This window comes from Qipengyuania sp. JB2-7 (genome assembly GCF_055693485.1).
In genome coordinates, this window is sequence record NZ_CM146335.1 from 995,503 (window position 1) to 1,014,776 (window position 19,274).

The 19,274-nt window shown below is 54.9% G+C and carries 15 protein-coding genes; 9 read left to right on the forward strand and 6 right to left on the reverse strand.

What is annotated here, in order from left to right:
- The first annotated feature begins 31 nt into the window (after positions 1 to 31).
- On the forward strand, positions 32 to 1,489 hold the full coding sequence (locus ACZ1GM_RS04900) for a sulfatase-like hydrolase/transferase (RefSeq protein WP_472678021.1): 1,458 nt from the start codon (positions 32 to 34) through the stop codon (positions 1,487 to 1,489).
- Here ACZ1GM_RS04900 and ACZ1GM_RS04905 read toward each other — a convergent pair.
- From ACZ1GM_RS04905 to ACZ1GM_RS04915, 3 genes are read right to left on the reverse strand one after another with little or no spacing between them, the layout of a single operon-like run.
- Positions 1,477 to 2,256 carry a glucose 1-dehydrogenase gene (locus ACZ1GM_RS04905; RefSeq protein WP_472678022.1) on the reverse strand — a complete coding sequence of 260 codons (780 nt, stop codon included), beginning with the start codon at positions 2,254 to 2,256 and terminating at the stop codon, positions 1,477 to 1,479. The two genes, ACZ1GM_RS04900 and ACZ1GM_RS04905, sit on opposite strands and share 13 nt — an antisense overlap.
- Before the next feature lie 35 nt (positions 2,257 to 2,291).
- On the reverse strand, positions 2,292 to 3,176 hold the full coding sequence (locus ACZ1GM_RS04910; protein WP_472678023.1) for an MFS transporter: 885 nt from the start codon (positions 3,174 to 3,176) through the stop codon (positions 2,292 to 2,294).
- Entirely contained in the window at positions 3,160 to 3,855 is a 696-nt protein-coding gene (locus ACZ1GM_RS04915; RefSeq protein WP_472678024.1) for an MFS transporter, read from the reverse strand. Before ACZ1GM_RS04915 ends, ACZ1GM_RS04910 begins: the two co-directional genes overlap by 17 nt.
- 166 nt (positions 3,856 to 4,021) lie before the next feature.
- On the opposite strand from ACZ1GM_RS04915, the gene ACZ1GM_RS04920 reads away from it, so the two are divergent.
- The 7 genes from ACZ1GM_RS04920 to ACZ1GM_RS04950 all read left to right on the forward strand — a co-directional run bounded on the left by ACZ1GM_RS04920 (position 4,022) and on the right by ACZ1GM_RS04950 (position 11,905).
- A complete protein-coding gene (locus ACZ1GM_RS04920) occupies positions 4,022 to 4,939 on the forward strand; it encodes a 2-dehydro-3-deoxygalactonokinase (RefSeq protein ID WP_472678025.1) in 918 nt (305 codons plus the stop codon).
- 26 nt (positions 4,940 to 4,965) lie between these two features.
- Complete coding sequence (locus ACZ1GM_RS04925; protein ID WP_472678026.1) at positions 4,966 to 5,586, forward strand: 2-dehydro-3-deoxy-6-phosphogalactonate aldolase; 621 nt, start codon at positions 4,966 to 4,968, stop codon at positions 5,584 to 5,586.
- A 21-nt stretch (positions 5,587 to 5,607) separates the two neighbouring features.
- Positions 5,608 to 6,819: a mandelate racemase/muconate lactonizing enzyme family protein gene (locus ACZ1GM_RS04930; protein ID WP_472678027.1), complete on the forward strand. Its 1,212-nt coding sequence runs from the start codon at positions 5,608 to 5,610 to the stop codon at positions 6,817 to 6,819.
- Between the two features lie 58 nt (positions 6,820 to 6,877).
- The gene (locus ACZ1GM_RS04935; RefSeq protein ID WP_472678028.1) at positions 6,878 to 7,273 is read left to right on the forward strand and encodes an EF-hand domain-containing protein; all 396 of its coding nucleotides are present in this window, start codon (positions 6,878 to 6,880) and stop codon (positions 7,271 to 7,273) included.
- A 34-nt stretch (positions 7,274 to 7,307) separates the two neighbouring features.
- A complete protein-coding gene (locus ACZ1GM_RS04940) occupies positions 7,308 to 8,579 on the forward strand; it encodes a mandelate racemase/muconate lactonizing enzyme family protein (RefSeq protein WP_472678029.1) in 1,272 nt (423 codons plus the stop codon).
- Positions 8,580 to 8,652: 73 nt separating this feature from the next.
- Positions 8,653 to 9,891, forward strand: a complete 1,239-nt coding sequence (locus ACZ1GM_RS04945) for a TonB-dependent receptor plug domain-containing protein (protein ID WP_472678030.1) — start codon at positions 8,653 to 8,655, stop codon at positions 9,889 to 9,891.
- Positions 9,830 to 11,905 carry a TonB-dependent receptor domain-containing protein gene (locus ACZ1GM_RS04950; RefSeq protein ID WP_472678031.1) on the forward strand — a complete coding sequence of 692 codons (2,076 nt, stop codon included), beginning with the start codon at positions 9,830 to 9,832 and terminating at the stop codon, positions 11,903 to 11,905. The genes ACZ1GM_RS04945 and ACZ1GM_RS04950 overlap by 62 nt, the downstream gene beginning before the upstream one ends.
- 354 nt (positions 11,906 to 12,259) lie before the next feature.
- Here ACZ1GM_RS04950 and ACZ1GM_RS04955 read toward each other — a convergent pair whose 3' ends face one another.
- Positions 12,260 to 14,215: a hypothetical protein gene (locus ACZ1GM_RS04955; protein WP_472678032.1), complete on the reverse strand. Its 1,956-nt coding sequence runs from the start codon at positions 14,213 to 14,215 to the stop codon at positions 12,260 to 12,262.
- A 156-nt stretch (positions 14,216 to 14,371) separates the two neighbouring features.
- Here ACZ1GM_RS04955 and ACZ1GM_RS04960 point away from each other — a divergent pair, with 156 nt between their 5' ends.
- Entirely contained in the window at positions 14,372 to 16,648 is a 2,277-nt protein-coding gene (locus ACZ1GM_RS04960; protein WP_472678033.1) for a trypsin-like serine protease, read from the forward strand.
- 65 nt (positions 16,649 to 16,713) lie between these two features.
- Here ACZ1GM_RS04960 and ACZ1GM_RS04965 read toward each other — a convergent pair whose 3' ends face one another.
- A complete protein-coding gene (locus ACZ1GM_RS04965; RefSeq protein WP_472678034.1) occupies positions 16,714 to 16,962 on the reverse strand; it encodes a hypothetical protein in 249 nt (82 codons plus the stop codon).
- Between the two features lie 57 nt (positions 16,963 to 17,019).
- Positions 17,020 to 18,981 (reverse strand): TIR domain-containing protein, encoded by a 1,962-nt coding sequence (locus ACZ1GM_RS04970; RefSeq protein ID WP_472678035.1) that lies wholly within the window; start codon positions 18,979 to 18,981, stop codon positions 17,020 to 17,022.
- Positions 18,982 to 19,274 lie beyond the last annotated feature (293 nt).

The window sequence follows — 19,274 nt, forward strand, 5'->3', positions numbered from 1 at the left end:
GTTCGCCCAACCTTCACCTGACGGAATGCCCATGACCCGATTTGCCATCGTTCGAACCCTGCTTACACTGATTGCTGTAGTTATTTCGGGGCCGCTATCGGCAAAAGGTCAGCCGAATATCCTGCTCATTTTTTCTGATGATGCGGGATATGATGATTTTGGATTTCACGGCAGCGAAGATATCCAGACACCCCATCTCGACGGATTAGCGGAGAGAGGAGTTGTCTTCAGCCAAGGCTACGTGACCGATCCGACCTGTGGTCCATCGCGCGCTGGGTTGATGACAGGACGCTATCAGCAGCGCTTCGGATATCAAGAAATCAATGTGCCAGGGTATATGAGCCCGAATTCAAAATATCTTGGCGATGACATGGGCCTGCCGCTCGATCAATGGACGATCGCTGACTATCTGAAGCGTCAAGGATACCGCACTGCGGTTTACGGCAAATGGCACCTAGGGAATGCTGATCGTTTTCATCCGCGTTATCGCGGTTTTGATGAGTTCTACGGCTTTCGCGGCGGTGCACGCAGCTTCTTTCCGTACAGCGATGGCCGCCGACATACCACGCGCGATGAGCTGATGGAGCGCGGCTTCCGCAATTTTGAAGAGCCTGACGGTTACGTTACCGATGTGTTGGGCGAAGAAGCGGCGAAATTTGTCGCACGTGATGATGAGGCGCCTTTCTTCATTTATCTCTCTTTCAATGCGCCGCACACTCCGATGGAGGCGACCGAAGAGGATTTAGCGCGCTTTCCCAACCTGACGGGCAAGCGCAAGACTTACGCCGCAATGATGTGGGCAATGGATCGCGCGATCGGAACCGTTCTTGATGCGATCACCCAGGCCGGAGAGCTGGATAACACTATAGTCGTGTTCACCAACGATAACGGTGGGCCAACGGATAAGAATGCATCTATCAACTGGCCTCTAGCTGGCACGAAGTCGAACCACCTCGAGGGCGGGATCCGGGTGCCCTATGTCGTCAGCTGGCCGGCAAAGCTGACACCGGGCACCTATGATCGTCCGGTGAGCACGATGGATCTGTTGCCGAGCTTCCATGTCGCAGCCGGAGGCGACGAGGCTGAGCTTGAGAATATCGACGGCGTCAACCTTTGGCCGCACCTGAGTGGCGCGACAAAAGAAGACCCGCACGCGCAACTCTTCTGGAAAAAGGATGTCCGTGCGGCGATGCGCAGGGGCGACTGGAAACTGATCCGCTTTGCTGATCGACCTGCACAATTGTTCAATATAGCACGCGATCCGGAAGAACAGAGAGATCGTTCGTCCGACAATCCTGCAATCCTGCGAAGTATGTTCCAGAGATTGCATCAGTGGGAGTTGACTCACAAACGCCCGCTTTGGACGCTCGATCAGCAGTTCGAAGAATATGATACAGACCGAATGGATCGCTATCGGCGGCCCGGACGCGATCTGGAACCATGGAACTGGAAGCCAGATCGCAGAACGGTGCCGCCTCAGTCGGAATAGAAAGCTGATCGACCGCCATCGACCACAAGCGATTGGCCGGTCATGAAGCTGCTTTCATCACAGGCGAGGAATAGCGCCGGATAGGCCATTTCTTCACAGCTGGCGTTGCGTTTCAGTGGGTGCAAGTCGCCCACCCATTTGCGCACTCCGGCTGGATCGTCCAGTTTTTGCCACCCGCGCAAGGCAGTCGGCGTTTCCACCATTCCGGGGCACAGGGCGTTCACGCGAATGTTTTCCGGGCCATACTCAACCGCCAGACTGCGCGTCAGACCAATAACCCCGTGTTTTGTTACGGCGTAGGGGAAATGGCCAGTAACAATCTGGAACGAGTGCACCGAGCCTAAATTAACGATAGATCCGCGCCCGGCCTTGCGCATGAAGGGCAGCACCGCTCGGCTACACTCCCACATGCCTTCCAGGTTGACCGCAAATATCTGCTGCCACAGCTCGGGAGTGGCTTCAGTGGGATCGTCTGTAAATGCGATGAAGCCAGCATTGTTGACCAAGACGCTGGGCTCACCCAAGCTTTCTACTGTTTGCTCAACCATTCCAGCGATTGATGCAGGCTTGGCAATATCTGTTTCGACAAAGATGGCGTCTCCACCCCGTTCGAAAATTGATGTCTTCGCCTCTTCGCCAAGCTGGGCGTTCAAATCAGCAATACAAACCTTCGCACCTTCGTGCGCGAAGAGTTCTGCAATCGCTCTTCCGATGCCGTCCGCTCCGCCGGTCACAATCGCGACCTGACCGTCCAGTCTTCCTCGCATAACGCCTCTCTCGCCGGTGTTCATTCAATCCGACGCTATGCGCGTATCAGCTCTTGCTCAAGCTGCTCGATCGTTTTGCCCTTGGTTTCCGGCAATAGGAAATACATTGCGACCAGTCCGATAACGCCGACCCCAGCGAAAATGAGGAAGGTCTTAGCCGATCCCATGTTTTCAAGCTGCCAAGGGAATGCCTGAGTGACTGCATAGCTCGAAATGGTCTGGACCAAAGCGACGAAGGGCAGGGCCACGCTGCGGACGGATGTAGGAAACAGTTCTGAGAATATCACCCACATGATTGGGCCGATCGACATATTGAAGGCCGCATAGAAAGCGAACAGTCCGAACAAAACAAAAAACGGTTCGATCGTGATTGTGCTGTCAATGATGGCCCCACTGACCAGTGGCAGTTCCTCAAGTGAGTAGATTGATGCCAGATCAGCCTTGAGGTCTACATCGCTCTCATACACATTGCCGACAAGTCCATCGAGGCGGGAGGTTTCGAATTCTGCATCAGCGGCAGCGATCGCTGTGATCGAAGCCTCGTTAAGTTCGTACGTCGCCGAATTGAACCCATACCAAGTAGAGGTGTGCGCCACTACCACAAGGCCAAGGCCAAGCAACGTAAGTGTGCGGCGCCCCCATTTCTCAACCAGCGAAATCGCGACCAGAGTGCCAAGAACGGCGACCAGACCCAAAATCATGGTTTGGAAGAACGTGTCTTCGGTGGTCATCCCAACTTGCTCGAAAACGGTCGGTGCAAAGAACAAGACGGCATTCATTCCCGTCGCGCCTTGTACGATCGCATAAATGCAAGCGACAGCGAGTACGTACCACATGGGGCGAGAGAAGAGCTTGCTCATCTGCACCAGAACAGCGGTTCTGGGCTCGTCTTTGACCGATTGCTCAACATCTTCCAGCACGGCCGTGACCTGATTTTCGGGCAGAGTCTTCGCGAAAACCTCTCGCGCTTCGGTACGCTTTCCCTTTGGAAATCAACCACCGTGGGCTCTTCGGTATCGTGTATAGCGCGGCAATCCAGATCACGTTAAAAATGATCTCGAATCCGAGCATGAAGCGCCAGATGTTCCGTTCTGTGAACATCGCAACGGTATCTATCCACCCAACGAGGAAGTAGTTCACGACAAACGCAAGGAGGCTGCCGAGAGTGATCAACAATTGCGACACAGATACGAAACGCCCACGCTGATCGGCTGGCGCGATTTCGCCAATATACATGGCCGAGACGGTCAAAGATGCGAAGGCAACGCCGCCAATGAAACGGCCAAAGACCAGTATTTCATAGCTTGGAGCGAAGGCTGAAAGAGCCGCAGACACGAGGTACGTGTATGCAATGGCGAGCAGGATGCGTTTCCGCCCGAAGCGGTCGCAAAGCATACCTGTAAAGAAAAGCGCGAAGATCACGCCCACCAGCGGGACCGATGCCACCAAGCCTGCTTGCGCAGTGTTTAACCCGAACAGCGCGCTCACATACCGAATGGCGCCAGAAATGTTCGCAGCATCAATTCCGAAGACAAAGCCACCAAAGGCGGCAATCAAGGCATAACGCGTGACATTGCGTCGCGTGGTCGAAGCCTGCATCAGGTTGTATCCCTCTCCATAATCCTGCCGCTCATTGTCCCCGCGCCAGATTTACGAGACGATATGGCATATAGATTTGACCTATGCAAACATATGATGAATTGTGTAGGGCCATGACCACTGGTTACAGAAACGGTCAGAGTTAAGCGAACAGGCGGAGTAGGGGATGTATTCGAAACCGTATATCGGGGTCGACTGGGGGACCAGCCGAATGCGTGCCATGCTGATCGAAGATGGCGTAAGCGTACCGGATCGCGATCATATCGCCTATGGCTCGGGTATTGCAAAGCTCGACCGGCCTATTGCAGATGTATTACTTGAAACGATTGAGCCTTGGACCAGTCGGCTTGGTAAACTTGATATTGTCATGGCCGGAATGGTTGGCTCCAATATCGGATGGCGTGAAACAGGTTATGTGGATTGCCCCGCGACTCTGCATGAACTTTCTGACCATGCAGAAGGCTTCGAGCAATGCGGCCACCAGATGGCAATCCTGCCCGGGCTGCGCTGCGAAAACCCGATGGGGCAGGCCGATCTTATGCGAGGCGAGGAATTGCAGATGCTCGGCTGGCTCGCCAGAAACCCTGAGGCATCGCAAGGGGATCGCTTGTTCTGCCTGCCGGGGACGCACACGAAATGGTGCAGAATGTCAGGCTCGCGACTGGTCTCTTTCAACACAGCGCTGACTGGCGAGTTGTTCGCGCTGCTCAAAGAGCACTCGATCCTGGTCGCAAAATCAGATGTTATATTCGCCAAACCATTTGATCAGCTTAGCTTTTTGCAAGGTGTCGATTTGATGGTCAATCATCCTGATGCCCTGCTGCATTCTCTGTTTTCGACACGTACGCGGACACTGACCAACCCAGATGGCGCAGGCGATGGCCCGAGTTACATGTCGGGTTTGCTATTGGGCTCTTGCGTGCAGAATGCACTCAGCCTGTACGGTGTTCCCGAAAACGGTGTCGAGCTTATCGGCGATCCGTCACTATGCAGCAAGTACGCGTTGGCGATTGATCGCTTAGGCCACAAGAGTACGACGCTTGATGGAATAGACGCGATCCACGCCGGTTTTCTGGCGTTGTAAGTCGCGATTCTCAAGAAAGGGATCCCATGACCACAATTGAAGAAGCGCTGAACGCATGCCCCTTGGTGGCAATCCTTCGGGGTGTAAGGCCCGACGAAGTTGTGGCGATTGGCGAGGAACTTTACGTGAAGGGGTTCCGCTGTATTGAGGTGCCACTTAACTCGCCTGACCCTTTTGAATCTATCAGGCTGCTAACTGAAGCAATCCCTACAGACTGCATAACGGGTGCAGGAACCGTTCTAACGGTCGAGCACGTCAACTTGGTGCGCGAAGCGGGCGGGCGGATAATTGTTTCTCCCAACTTCAAGGAAGATGTTGTTCGTGAGACTGTGAGTGCGGGCATGATATCCCTGCCCGGTGTTGCCACGCCGACGGAAGCCTTTGCGGCGATTGAGGCGGGAGCCAATTGGCTAAAGGTTTTTCCTGCCTCAACCTATGGACCTGATCATATCAAGGCGATGAAGTCTGTACTTCCGCAGAATGCGCGGATCGTAGTGACCGGTGGCGTTGGCGCGGACACAATCCAGAACTGGCGCGAGGCGGGCGCAGATGGTTACGGCATTGGCGGTGAACTATATCGCAAAGGCGACACGGTTGACGCGGTCAGACAGAAAGCAGAGGCTTTACGCGCCGCAACCGGAATGTGAATTAAAGGCGAGGAGGGGTTTTTGAAGATCACCGAAGTGAAGGCCTTCCCAGTATGGGTTGGCCATCGAAATCTCTGTCTCGTCAAGATTGAGACCGACGAAGGCATAACTGGTTGGGGGGAATCCGGCCTGTCCAGTCGTGAAAAAGCCGTTGCAGGCGCGGTCGATCACTTCCGAGAATTCCTGATCGGCAAAGACGCCGATCGGATCGGGGCAATCTGGCAGGAAGTGTATCGCGGGCAATATTTTGAAGGCGGACGCGTTCTAACCGCTGCACTTTCGGCAATCGACATCGCACTGTGGGATATTCGGGGCAAAGCACTGAATTTGCCAATCCATGCTCTGCTTGGCGGCAAGCAGCGCGATCGCGTGGAATGCTTCGTCACTTCGATTAAACCGCATGATGAAAGCCTGATTGAAGAAGTAAAGCAATTCGTCGCTGACGGCTGGAAAGTCGTCCGCACCGCAGCAGGTGACATGGCGGCTGGCTCTGTCGACATCGACAGAAGTGTTTCAAACTCCGCCAGCGTATTGACCGAATTGCGCTCTGAAATTGGCCCGGACATTGTGCTGGGGATCGATTTTCATTCGCGCCTATCGGTCGCAGAGGCCGCCCGTTTCTGCCAAAAAATGCCTCCTGGCACGTTGGATTTTCTTGAAGAGCCAATCCGGTATCAATCTGTTGAGGCGTATGAAGCGCTGCGCAAGATGACGGATGTTCCCTTTGCGATAGGAGAGGAATGTTCGGACAAGTGGCAGTTTGCCCCTTTGATAGAGCGTGGGCTGACGAACTATGCGCGGATCGATGTGTGCAATGTCGGCGGCATAACCGAGGCCATGAAAATCGCCGCGATGGCCGAAACGCATTACATTGATGTTATGCCTCATGACCCGCTTGGACCGATTTGCACGGCGGCGTCGCTGCAGATGTGCGCAGCGATTCCGAATTGCGGATGGTATGAAGTCGCTCCTTATGCACTGCGTGATCGCTATGAGGAGAACCGCTATTTTGAACATGCGCCGCGCGAGCAAAACCATATGCTCGCCATTGGTGAGCGCGCAGGTCACGGCGTGCTTGTTAATGAAGAGGCGATCAGAGAAGCGAGCTTCCAATTCTGGGAGGCGCCGAGGATGGTGCGTACCGGACGGCTCCTTCACAAACTGGTGATCATTGCTCCCTTTAGGAAAATGTCCGAGGGGCTTGCAATTAGCAAACATATGATGTTTATATAGTCCGCACAGGTTGGATGGCGCGACGCGAATCGGGCGGTAACCTGTGGGGAGAGACTATATGAAGGGTTGGGTCAGCTGCCTCATGAAGGCAGGCGCACTTATCACTTTGGCGGCGGCTTCTGGGGCGAACGCTTCATCAAGTGGTTTCAATGATGGCGTCGACGCGAACGGCGACGGCTCGCTTTCACTCGACGAATTCGTAATGGCGATGGCAGAGCGCGACTATGGTCGGTTCGACGTCAACAACGATGATCGCATCACCATTGCTGAATGGACGGTCACAGGCGGTGATTTCCAGGTTACTACCGCCGAGCGCTTTAACACCAATGGTGACGATGAGATGAGCGCGGCTGAGCTCGTGGAAATCTACAGTTGGATTTTCGGTAATCGCGACGAGGATCGCAACGGCGCGCTAGCGCCGTCCGAAGCGCCACCTTTTCTGCTCAAGAAGTAATTCTGCCTTTGATGCCGAAGGGAGGGAGGCTGCTTTGGAAATTCAAACATCAGATGTGACAAATGATACGATAAATCGGGTCGGTGCGGCGTCGGCACCCGGTGAAGAGGCGCGTGACTACCCCTCTCGCGCATCGCTTGGGAAAATTCGCATTACCGCCATCAAGAGTCATGTGCTGCAATACGACCTCGACGATGAACTTGGCTATTCACAGCAATATTATACGAAGCGCACAGCGCACCTTGTTGAGGTGCAAACCGATGCCGGAATTACCGGTTGGGGCGAATCTTTCGGAGGCGGCGCGGTAGCATTTGCCAACAAGACGATCATTGAGCGCGTCATCGCTCCCATGATTGTTGGCGATGATGCGCTGGATCGCGAGGTCATCTGGCACAAAGTGTACAATCTGCTGCGTGATCACGGGCAGAAAGGGATGCCAATCCAGTCGCTTTCTGGCGTCGATATCGCGCTTTGGGATATTGCTGGCAAGGCTCACGGAGTGCCCGTTTGGAAGCTGCTTGGCGGGGCCTTCCGTGACCGCATTCCTGTCTATGGCTACGGCATGATGCTTCAACGCAAGGATGATCTAGCTGAACGGTTCGCTGCGGAAAGCGCGCGGATCAAGGATGCTGGGTTCGGCGCAATGAAGATGAAAATCGGCCTTGGTCCAAAAACCGACATGAGACTGGTCGAAGCAGTACGGAAATCAATCGGTGATGATATCGATCTCATGGTCGATGCAAACCACGCCTACACAACGCGTGAAGCGATACCATTAGGGCGGGCGATGGAGGAGCTGGACGTCTATTGGTTTGAAGAGCCGGTCGCTCCTGAAGATCGTCAGGGCTATCGCGATTTATGCGCCGCGCTCGACGTAAACATCGCTGGTGGCGAGGCCGAGTTCACCAGATGGGGCTTTCGCGACCTGATTCAGGGGCGCTGCGTTGACATCCTCCAACCCGAAGTTTGTGGGCTTGGCGGCATAACCGAATACCAAAAAGTTCTGGCGCTCGCCCAGGCTCACTTCGTGCCTGTCGTTAATCACGTCTGGGGCTCTGCAGTGGCGGTCGGAACTAACCTTCATCTGCTGGCGGCACTACCTGATTTTCCAGGCGGTGCGCATCCCGTCCAACCGATGCTCGAATATGACACCACGCCGAACCGCTTCCGCGAGGAGCTTCTCAAAGAACCTCTTCGGATCAATGAACAAGTCGCTGAAAATGCGGGCGCAGTGGCAATACCAACGGCGCCGGGGCTTGGCGTCGATCCAAACCCGGAATTCATCAAACATTTTGAAGTCAATTGAAGAAACCGCCGCCTGGCGCGGCACCAAAGAGATTGAGCCTTGCAAATAGGCCAACAAAAAATGGGAGAGAATAATGCGAACCATCAACAACCTTGGAACCAATCCTGGTCGAGCGGCGAGTTTGCTCGCCGGTGTGTCAATCGCCGCCATGGCCTGCATGGCGGCCCCAGCATACGCCCAAAGCGCGGATGAGGCGCAAACAAATGTCGCTGAAGGTGAGGAAACTGAAAACACGATTATCGTAACAGGTTTTCGCCGCTCCCTGGCCGATGCTCTCGACGCGAAGCGTTCTTCCGGTAACATCGTTGACGGGATCAACGCCGAGGACATCGGTAAATCGTCCGATCAGAATATTGCGGAGGCTCTTCAGCGTGTCACGGGTGTTTCGATCGACCGTGCAGATGGCGAAGGGACAACCGTTACCGTGCGTGGTGTCGACGCGAACCTTAACAACGTCACTCTAAACGGTGTAACGGTAACCAACGCAGCTGGTGATGTCCGCAACGGCAGTGCCGGTCAGGCTGTCGACTTCAGCGCCTTTACCTCTGACATTTTGTCCCGGATCGAGATTGCCAAGACTGCGAGCGCGGATGATAACGAAGGGAGTCTGGGTGCGACGATCCGGTTGCAAACTTTCAAGCCACTTGGCGTTAAAGAAGATCGGCGAGTGATTGATCTTCAGGCCAGATATTCTCCATTCGCAGATGAGAACTTTAATGTAGGCAACGATATTTTCGGCGGTGATTACCGCTTCAACGCTGCTTTTTCTGAAAAACTGGCAAACGACACGATTGGTATCTCGTTGGTTGCAACGTCTGAGCGCAATTCGGGTCGTCGCGATGCACTTAATATTCCTCGCTATGAAGCCACGAACAATATTCGGGATCCGTTTGTCAACGGAGCGGGTGTGGAGCTCTTGTCGGGTGGCATAACCAATATCGAAACGGGCCAATTGGAATTTGATGGTCCGAATCCAGAAGATGAAATCCGGATACTCCTGCCGTTTGAGGTCGCATATCAGCAGCAGTTTTTTGAAACGACGCGCAACAACATCACCGGCTCAATCCAGTGGCAGCCGTCGAGCAGGACCGATATTCAGATCGACGCGACTTATACGCACACCAACCGTGTTCGTAATAACGATCAGATCGCCATCCGCGCCGCACCTCAGTTCTTTCCGCTATGGCAGGGAACTGAGAACTTCTATGACCCGAACAATTCGACGCTTTTGAATTATCGTGCGACTTCGAATGGCTTCGGTCCAGGCAATGCGCGTAATCCGGGATACATCCGGTACGGTCACCGAGTTTGAGGATATTGATGAAGAAACTATCGTTCTCGGTTTCAATGTCGAGCATCAGGCAGGTGATTTTACTTTCAATCTTTCAGGTGGTCATTCTGACAGTAAAGGCCGCGACAACGACTACATTTTTGCAACCGCACAAATTGAAAACCAGGCGGGTGGGCCGAACCCACAGACGCCGGACAACAATTCTCTCAATGGTTTTCGCCAACGCCCTGGCCTGACCAAGGGCTTCGACTGTACTCCCGGCCAGATTTGCAGCATTTTCTTGAGCGACACCGTCGCGAACCGCACCCTTGGCGGGACCAATGAAGCAAATCCGAACCTTGCGATTATCGATGATCCGTTCGAGTTTGACATTGGTTCGATCAACTCGCGAGATCGTGCCATCGACGATAGGGCTTCTTCGCTGTTCTTTGACGTCGATTGGGACGCGAACATTGGCCCATTCACGACGGTCGAAGCTGGTTTCAAATGGGAAGACCGGAACCGTGTGCAACGTCAGACTAACAGCTTTCTTAGCCGGTTCGATTTTGGCGATCCACGCGCAGATATTCGCCCATTCGTAACTGGCGGGCAGGCCCTTACAAACGGGTTTGGCGAGCGAATCGGGTTGCCGCGCGACAGCATTACCGATGGTATTGTTCAGTTTGATCCCTTCTTGCTTCGCGAGGCGTTGCAGGCAGAACGGGGTGATGCTGGCATAACTTCGCCTGATGGTCGTGACTTCCGCGATCTCGGACTCGAGGTTTATGGCGGCTACTTGCTGGCGAACTACGAACTCGCGAATGGCCGTGTTTTCGGTGATATCGGCGCACGTTGGGTTAAAACGAATGTTGATGTCTTGGGCGGTTCGTTGCCGACACCCAGTTTCCTGCAGTTCGCTGACCGCCCTGAAAACCTTGAGTTTTTCGGATTCTTTGGGGCGGGTGATCCCAACAACACAGCCACGCTCGCAGAAGCACAGGCTGCGATCGTAAACGTGCTCGGAGCGGACCTTCTGGATCGCAATGATCCAGGCTTTGTCGATCTCGAAGCTGTCGATGCATCAGACACATTTAGCTACGACAACTTCCTGCCTTCGTTGAACCTCAACTGGTTGGCTGCAGAAGATCTGGTTATTCGGTTCGCTGCGTCACGAACAATGGCGCGTCCGAACATTGACCGTCTGCGTCCAAACTTCCTGTTCAACGAGAACACTTTTGCGAACTCGTTTGCAAGCTCAGGTAACCCGCAATTGAGGCCGTTCCTGTCCGACAACCTCGATTTGTCTATCGAATGGTACTTCGATAACAATTCGCTGTTCTCGGTCGCGCTGTACAACAAGAGCATCAAAGATGCAGAGCGCACAGCGTCAGAGACATTCTACATCCGTGATTTCCGCAACCTGTTGTTTGATGCCAACGGGGTATTCAATCCAGATAGCGGTTTCGAGCCGTCTGCGTCGAGCCTGCTGCTTCCCTTTACACCAGACGCGCAGCCTTTGAACGAGTGCTTGCCAAACCGTGTGCTCGATCTGTCACTCTCGGATCCGAACATGCTTCGTGAGTGCGAGCTTGTGCAGTTCAACCGTCCAATCAATGCGGCCAATGCTTTTGTCCGAGGTGCTGAGATTTCATTGCAGCACAACTTCACTTACCTTCCCGGGTTGTTGAGCGGTCTCGGCTTCATTGCGAACTACACTTACGCGGACTCGGAAGTTGAAGAGCAGACGATCACTGATGTCTTGGGCAATGAAACGACATTCCGCGCAGCACCGCTGCCGAACACGTCGCGGCATACGTTCAACGTCACAGGCTTTTACGAGAAGGATGGAGTGCAGCTTCGTGTTGCCTACAACACACGCTCTGACTTCCTCCGTTCCTCCGCACCTGAACTCGGTGGTACACGGCGGTATAGTGAGGGGTTCGATTCCCTCGATGTTTCCGGCGGTATTCAAATCACAGACAATCTGGCTTTCAATTTTCAAGCAGTTAACCTGCTAGAACTCTGTGCGCCGCGACTATGCAGTGCTGGAGGCTGATCAGGCTGTACCAAATGCGATTGCCGGAGAGGATCTGTCTCTGGGCGGAGCTCCGAATGATCGTACACTACTGGTGTCGAATACCGGACGGATCTATCGTTTCGGCCTGCGCTACACCTTCTAGTGCTTTCCTCTCCCAGGAAAGAGAAGCGGCTCGGCAGCAATGTCGGGCCGCTTTTATTTCGACCTTTGTACAATTGGATAGCTCTATTTGTAGGGAATATTCTCGCAGGATGTTGTCGGACCAGTGTAGCTTATTGACCGGAGGGGCGGCGAGCTCCGTCAATCAAAGACGAGTTCACTTCAGGCTAACAGCACCGCCAATTACCGGCCCAGAAAGCCTGGCAAATCTCGCTAAACTGGCACCGACATTTTCTTGGTTCCAAAAATGGATTGCCAGCTCGCGATTTCGTCGACCACCACATCATCCATCTTGCGTGTCAGATCCACGAAATCCTCATAGCTCAAGTCTTTCTCCTGTCCTTCGAGCAAAAGATCCGAACGGCGAATGAGACGCTCGAGCTTGGAGGCGGTCACTTCTGAAATCCCTGCAAACCTTTCAAAATCGCCGAAGTAACGGATCCCCGCAATGGCTGCGCCCAAGGTCGGAAAGGCCACACCGAGAAACGTCGTCAGTTTGCTTACGCTGTAAGGGACGCCGAGACTGACTATTCCCGTTACCGCCGCAAGTTTCAGTAACAAGTATGCGCTCACCGACACGATAGCCATGATGAACAGCGCTTCCGACATCCGGTCGAGATTGTGATGCACCCGTTCGAGCCTCACTGCTTTGCTTTCGTGATATTCCTTTTGCGCCACAAAGAATGGCCGCAGGACATCGCGCAAATGCGCCTTGAGATATGTCTGCGTAATCTCAAGCTGAGGCAATCCTACGCCTTTCACGATCTCGCGAGCATATAGTTCGGGCCACCGTGTATCGGGCGATGATGGCCAATGCCCACGCGGGCGGAGGCAGCCGATCGCAACCATGATTGGTGCATGGCGTAGATATTCCGCCGCACGCCGCGTCTGGAACCACCGGCGATGCCACTGTCCGCGTACACCGGCGATTGTAATCGCGACAATGGCGAGCAGGAGGCCCAGTTCGAGCAATGCAAATGGCCACTTGCCCTCGGATCCGACCAGCGGGAGATAAGCAACACCGCCTATGATGGCTGCCGCAGACAGGAGAAAGCTTGCGACCATTCCCCCGCGATAGGCATCTGACAGGTAGGTCGAGATACCATCCGCAGCTGCAAATCGTGCAACTACGTTCGTGGCCAGTGTCTGGAGGGTATCCGGGGCAGAAGAAAGCAGCGAACTAATCTTACCAATCATGGTCTCGCTGCCGCCGACCGCCGCAGCCTCAGGCGTTTCGTAAACTTGCTTTACCGATGCGAAAGGCGCGCCGTTACCTGCGAACATGTTCTCAATGCGCCGATATGCGTGAAAACGCCTCTTTGACTGAGGGCGCCACGCATCAGGGTGTAATTGCCCCTTCGCGGTCTCCATGACCTGCCAATCGGCATCGATATTCTGGTAGACAAGGTCGAGCATCGCCTCGCTGTCGACTGGCGTGTTGCGCTCACCGACTATGGCGAGATCGCCCACATCTTCCAGCCAGCAAAGCCGCGTCGGATCACGAGCATCGAGCCATATGACAGGCACTTCGACTGCCAATGCCTCGGCCATGGTATCGCGTGTTCCGCCCGTTGCGGTCGGCGAAGTTCCATCCCAGATCGCGAGCAAGATATCGGATTGTTCAACCGTTATACGGCTTGCGAGCTTGGTCCGCTTGCCGACTAAGCTCTCAAATTCTTGCAAGAGCTTGCGATTGTCTTCGTGCTCGATGAGCTCGGAGAGATAATGCTGAATAGCGCGGTCTTGATCACACAACTCAAAACAAGTGGCGTTTTCGTGAGCCAACCTCAGCGCATCCCAATTGCGACGTTCTGATGTATCTGTCGGCGGCTGGCCTTCGCTAATCCGCTTCGCCTTGGCCCAATCAACGCGTAGCATATTTATCGCACAATTGAGATTGGCGCCGAAAGGTAGGGGTGCGAGGACGTCGACCTCCAGACCTTGAGCGATCTGCGCGGCCAGCAGGTCAGATCCATTGGCGAGATTCGTTACCACTCTGACCGAAGGTTGCGACTGCGCAGTTGCCATCCGCTCAATAATTGACGCAAGCAGTTTCTTGATCGCTTGCTCAATTGCGCTGCGATTGGTGTCAAATGCCGTATTGCCCTCGCGGTGCCCGGTTACACCAATTGAGAGCGTGCGTGCCGGCGCTGCAAACGCATGATCCACTGAAGGCTCCCCATCCATGACGCTAGCTCTAGCACGGTCTGGCTGGCGAGCAATCTGCGGCTTACCTGCTCTTGACCAGCGCTTGGAACTCTGCTGCACCCGCCAAAACTACAACACATGGTCGCTGCGTTTTAATAACCGTTGGGGGGATGAGCGATGGTGGCCGTGAAGTTGATCGCGAACTGGACGCTGAACTGCGCCGTTAGATTGCTCGCCTTGCTGATGTTGTTAAGCGCGCCCCAGATCGTGCATGCGAATGAATCGGAAGCGCAGACGCAGCAGCGAACCAGCGCCCTCATCAGGAATAACTTCAGCGACGAAGAGTTGCGATTTGCCAAGCGAGCCGCACGCAAGAACCGCAAGGCTTGCGATCGCGGCGATGCTGAGGCCTGCGTTGCTGCAGGCTATGCTTACCTTCGCGGAGAGGGCGTTGGCCAGATTGGTGACATTGCCGCGATCCTGTTTGGTGATGCCTGCGATGCCGGTTTGGCAAAGGGTTGCGGGGCGCTGGGCAGGTTTCACCTTGGTGAGGGCGGCAGCCCGACCAATGCCCCGCTAGCCAGTGTGGCTTTTGAGCGGGGCTGCGATCTGGGTGATCTCGCCGCATGCAAGGATTTGGCTGAGCTTTTGCGGACTGATCGTCTGGGAGAGCCTGATCCGGCGCGTTCAGATGCCGTCGCACAAGCGGCGTGCGATGCAGGTGGCAGCGATGCCTGCCTGTACGTGGCGGATACCATTTTTCTCCAAGAGCAGTGGAGTGACAACCACATACGAGCGATGGCCATCCTTGATGCGCAGTGCCGCCTGAACGTTCTTGGCGCGTGCACACGCGCGGTGACTGAGCTTAGCAAGCAACCTTACCGTGATGAGTGGCAGATCGGCGAGTACCAGCATCTGGCCTGCTATTTGGGGGATGTTTGGTCATGCCGCGAGGCAAGTCGGCGAGTGTTACAGGGGATCGGCGTGTCACCAGATCGTGATCGCGCGGTTGCGTATTATGATTATGTGTGCACCACCAAGGGCTCCTATTGCGAAGTCGCGGAAGCTCTCCGTGTTTCACCTGCGCTGCGGGTATCATGTGGGCCTGATGAGGTTCAGGCCTGTGCAGATTTGGGGCGGGCACTCGCAGTTTATTCCTCACCAGAGACCGATATGGATGCCGCCATTCAATACTTGGAATGGAGCTGTCTCAATGGCGCTGTGAATGCTTGCGGTGATGCGGCGAATGCAATGCGAGAGCGATTGAGCAGAGACGATGTCAATGACGCAGCGCGAGTGGTCAATATGCTGGAAAAGGCTTGCAGCACAGAGGATTTGGCCAGTTGCTTTACGCTCGCCGAGATATACGAAAAAGGCAGTTGGGCGGTCGTGGACACAAAGCGTGCTGGGCGTCTGTTCAACCAGCTTTGCACCGCCGGCATGGAGGCGGCATGTGTTCGCGAAGTGGGTTTTAGCGGCATCGTCCCAGAGGCGCGGATCGCGATTGCAGATGAGCAATTTATTCCGCCTGAGAATGCAGACGAGCCAACGCAAGTGCCACAGGAGCGCTTTGTTGTCGATGACATACCAGAGGAGCTGGGCAAGTGCGTGGAATCGCGTGAACGCTTTCGCGGCAAGGTCTACGCTCAAGAAAATTGCCCCACTGAGGCCGCTAGCGTCGGCAGCTATCGCCTGCGTCCGGGGCAGGCACCTTGGCAAGCTTTGCTGTGGCGCCCCAAGCGCCTCAATGGGCAAACTCTGAGTGAGGCAGACCGCGTGCTATGCGGGGGCTCGCTCATCGCCAAGGGATGGGTGCTGACCGCTGCGCACTGTCTGACGGACAATGGTACCAGAGTGCGAACCGGTGGCCATCGGATCAGGTTGGGGGTTTATAATCCGCGCAATGCAGAAGGGATCAGCTATCCTATCATAAGGGCAATCCCGCACCCGCGATATAATCGGAACAATCGGTACGTCTACGATATCGCTTTGGTGCAGTATGATCACCGCGCAGGCACTGCGCCGGGTAAGACCAATAAGATTTCCGCAATCAAACTCGACCCCCTTAAGGTTGGCAAGCGGCGCATCGCCAACGGGATGCCCGCATATTCCTATGGCTGGGGATGGACCGAGGCCCAAAACAGCCAATCGACTGATTATCTGCAAGGTGTGAAAATGCAGCTGCGCAGCGAAGGTGCCTGCACGCGCCGGACGAAGTTTCGTGGAAACCTACTCCACGCAGCCTTGTGCGCGGGCGGGCGAAACTATCAGCAGACTTGTTTTGGAGATAGCGGTGGTCCGCTGGTCTATTACGGAGATCAGAGCCGCAGGCCCACGCTGATCGGCGTAGTCAGTGCCGGGAAGAAATGTGGTTCAACCGGCATCCCAAGCCAATATACCCGTGTCGCAAAGGTTAAAAACTGGATTACGTCTTATGTTCCAGGTGTGAGATAGGCTGCCAGCTGCGAAAGCAAACGCCCGCCCAGCCTAAGCCGAGCGGGCGCGTAATGTACGTAAAATCAACCTTCTGAGCGGCTGGGGCCAATCGGGTTGCCGGTTGGATCCAAGTCGTCTTCGCTGGATGTCTCCACGGCACCGTCTTCCGAAGCCTCTACAGAAGCGTCAGCGTCCATGCTTTCCATCGCCTCTTCCGCTTCGTCGGTTGCGGCCTCTTCCACTGTTTCGGTCTCAGCCTCGGCTTCGCCGCCCGCGCAAGCAGTGAGCGCCATAGCCGCCGCAACGCCAATAATTCCCATAGTATTTTTCATATTCTTCCCCGTGTTTCGCATTTGAAGGTTTTCAACCTGCGCCCGTATCTGAGGCTATCATGCAGTGAGCGTTTTTTGCAAACGTGAAAACGCTGGGATCTTGCGAAGCGGATCGAGCATTGGGTCGTTAGGCAAAAAGAGCAGGCCGGAATCCTCAGCTGCAACGGCACTTTCCAACAAGGTGAGGGCTTCGTCCAAATTTCCCCACTGCGCCTGAATCTGAGCCTGCTGATAGAGGCTCGCATCGCCATACGTCTCAATCAGTTTGGCATTGGCGGCGAGTGCTGCCTGCTCATTCCCTAACTTATGATGCGCGAGTGCTGCGCCGGTCTGAGCGAATATTTGCACCGGTTCCTGACCATAACTCTTCAATGCAGCGTCAAATGATCCCTGAAGATATTGAGCGCTGCCAATGGCGTAGTACGCACTGGCAAGCTCGTGATTGAGCTTCAATGCCCGCTCTATCTGGGCTATTGTACCGGGGTAATCGCGCGAAAGCAGCGCGATGTATCCCGCCGTTCTAAAGGCCCGCGCATTCAGCGGATCAAGCGCCAGAACATTTGAAATGATTTCCTGCGCTTCTGCCTGCTGGTCGCCATAAGCCATAAATGTCGCGACTGACCGCTGGACATCTGCATCGCCGGGAGCAAGCTCTCTCGCGCGTTCATAGTGGGGGCTCGCCGCAGCCCGATCAAGGCGGCCATTGTTCAGAACAAACGCCTTGGCCAGATGGGCTGTAGCCAGATCGGGTGCTAGGTCAATCGCTCGCTGAGCGGAGGCAATCGCATCATCATAAAGCCGCCTAACCTCGTCCGCCTGCGGCGTCGCATTGGCAACTGCCGCGAGCATTGTGGAGCGCATTGCATGTGCCTTTGCGAAATCTGGATCAGCCGCGATTGCAGCATCAAACTGAGCCAATGCAGTACGGTCATTTTCCTCTCCTGACGACAAATCATAGAATGCCTTGCCCCGCAGATACGCCTCATAGGCGGTGACACTTTCAGTACCGCCGACGCCAGCTTGCTCTGCGAGGGTTTCCTCTAACTCGGCTTCGCCGACCATCTCTGCGACCAGAGCAACCGTAACTGTCGAGGCAATTTCTGACTGGAGCGTCAGGACATCCTCAAACTTTCTGTCAAAGCTCTCTGCCCAGCGTACCAGGCCGTCTTTGACTTGTACTAGTTCAGCAGAAATGCGGATCACACCATCCGCCATTTGCACGCTACCGCGCAGCAGGTTTGCCACGCCCAGCCTGCGGCCCAGCGTGAATTCATCATCGGATTGTTCTTCAGCCGCAGCTGATGACGCTGGGGCGGACACACGCAGTCGCGGGTTTCGTACTAACGCTGCGCGCAGTTCGTTCGACAAGCCCCCTGAGAACCACACCTGCTCCGGATTACCAGAGAGATTCGCAAAGGGTATCACCGCTAAGGAGATCAACCCGCCGCCGCCACCTTCGCGCAGATTCAAGCCGATTGCCGCCAGTGCCGAGACCCCGACCAAGGCAGCGCCGCCAGTGGCTAGCTGACGCCTGCTGAGTAAAGGTTTCGCTGTGGTGTCTGGCTTACGCGCGCCATGTTCGTTCGGTCTTCCGCATTGCGCCATGACCGCAGCCAATATCTGCTCAGCCTCAGCAGTGCCCGCCTTGCCTGACCATCGTCCGGCATCAAGGGTTTGAAATTGGCGAAATCCCAAAGGTGGTTGAGTGCCGTCAATCGATATGGGGACCAGGCAATTGCGCTCGCGCCCTCTTTGTGCCTCATCGCGAACCCAGTGGGATTCTGTCGAGATTTTCGACCACAAGACAACCACGCAATCCGCGCCCTCAAGCGCGGCCTCTGTTGTGGGAAGGAAGTTTTCTCCACCCTCCAATAGGCCATCCCACCAAACGTCCAGGCCTACACTCTCTAACAGAGCGATGACCTTTAGCGCCTCATTGCGGTCGTCTCGGGAATAACTCAGGAAAACACGTCCAGCGGCATCACGCTCGACAATTCTCTCGTTCGAGTCAGCTCCCATTTGCAATTACCCCCATGGACCGATGAGAGATTAACGCGAAATGTGGCAGCATGCCAGCAATGAGATTGCCACACTTACTCAGAACGCGCGCGTTCGCACCTGATGATCTAGCGTGAATGGCCGCCGAGCCATCTGGTACCACGTTGCCTGCCTTCTTGCAGAGGCGTCATGCTTTGGAGTTTATGCTGGATAAATTGGTATGACAGAAATTTCCACAGAGGTATGTAATTTCGGTTGACAAATGTGGACTGCGATTTATCCCATGCGAAACAAACAATACTCCGTGGGAGGGA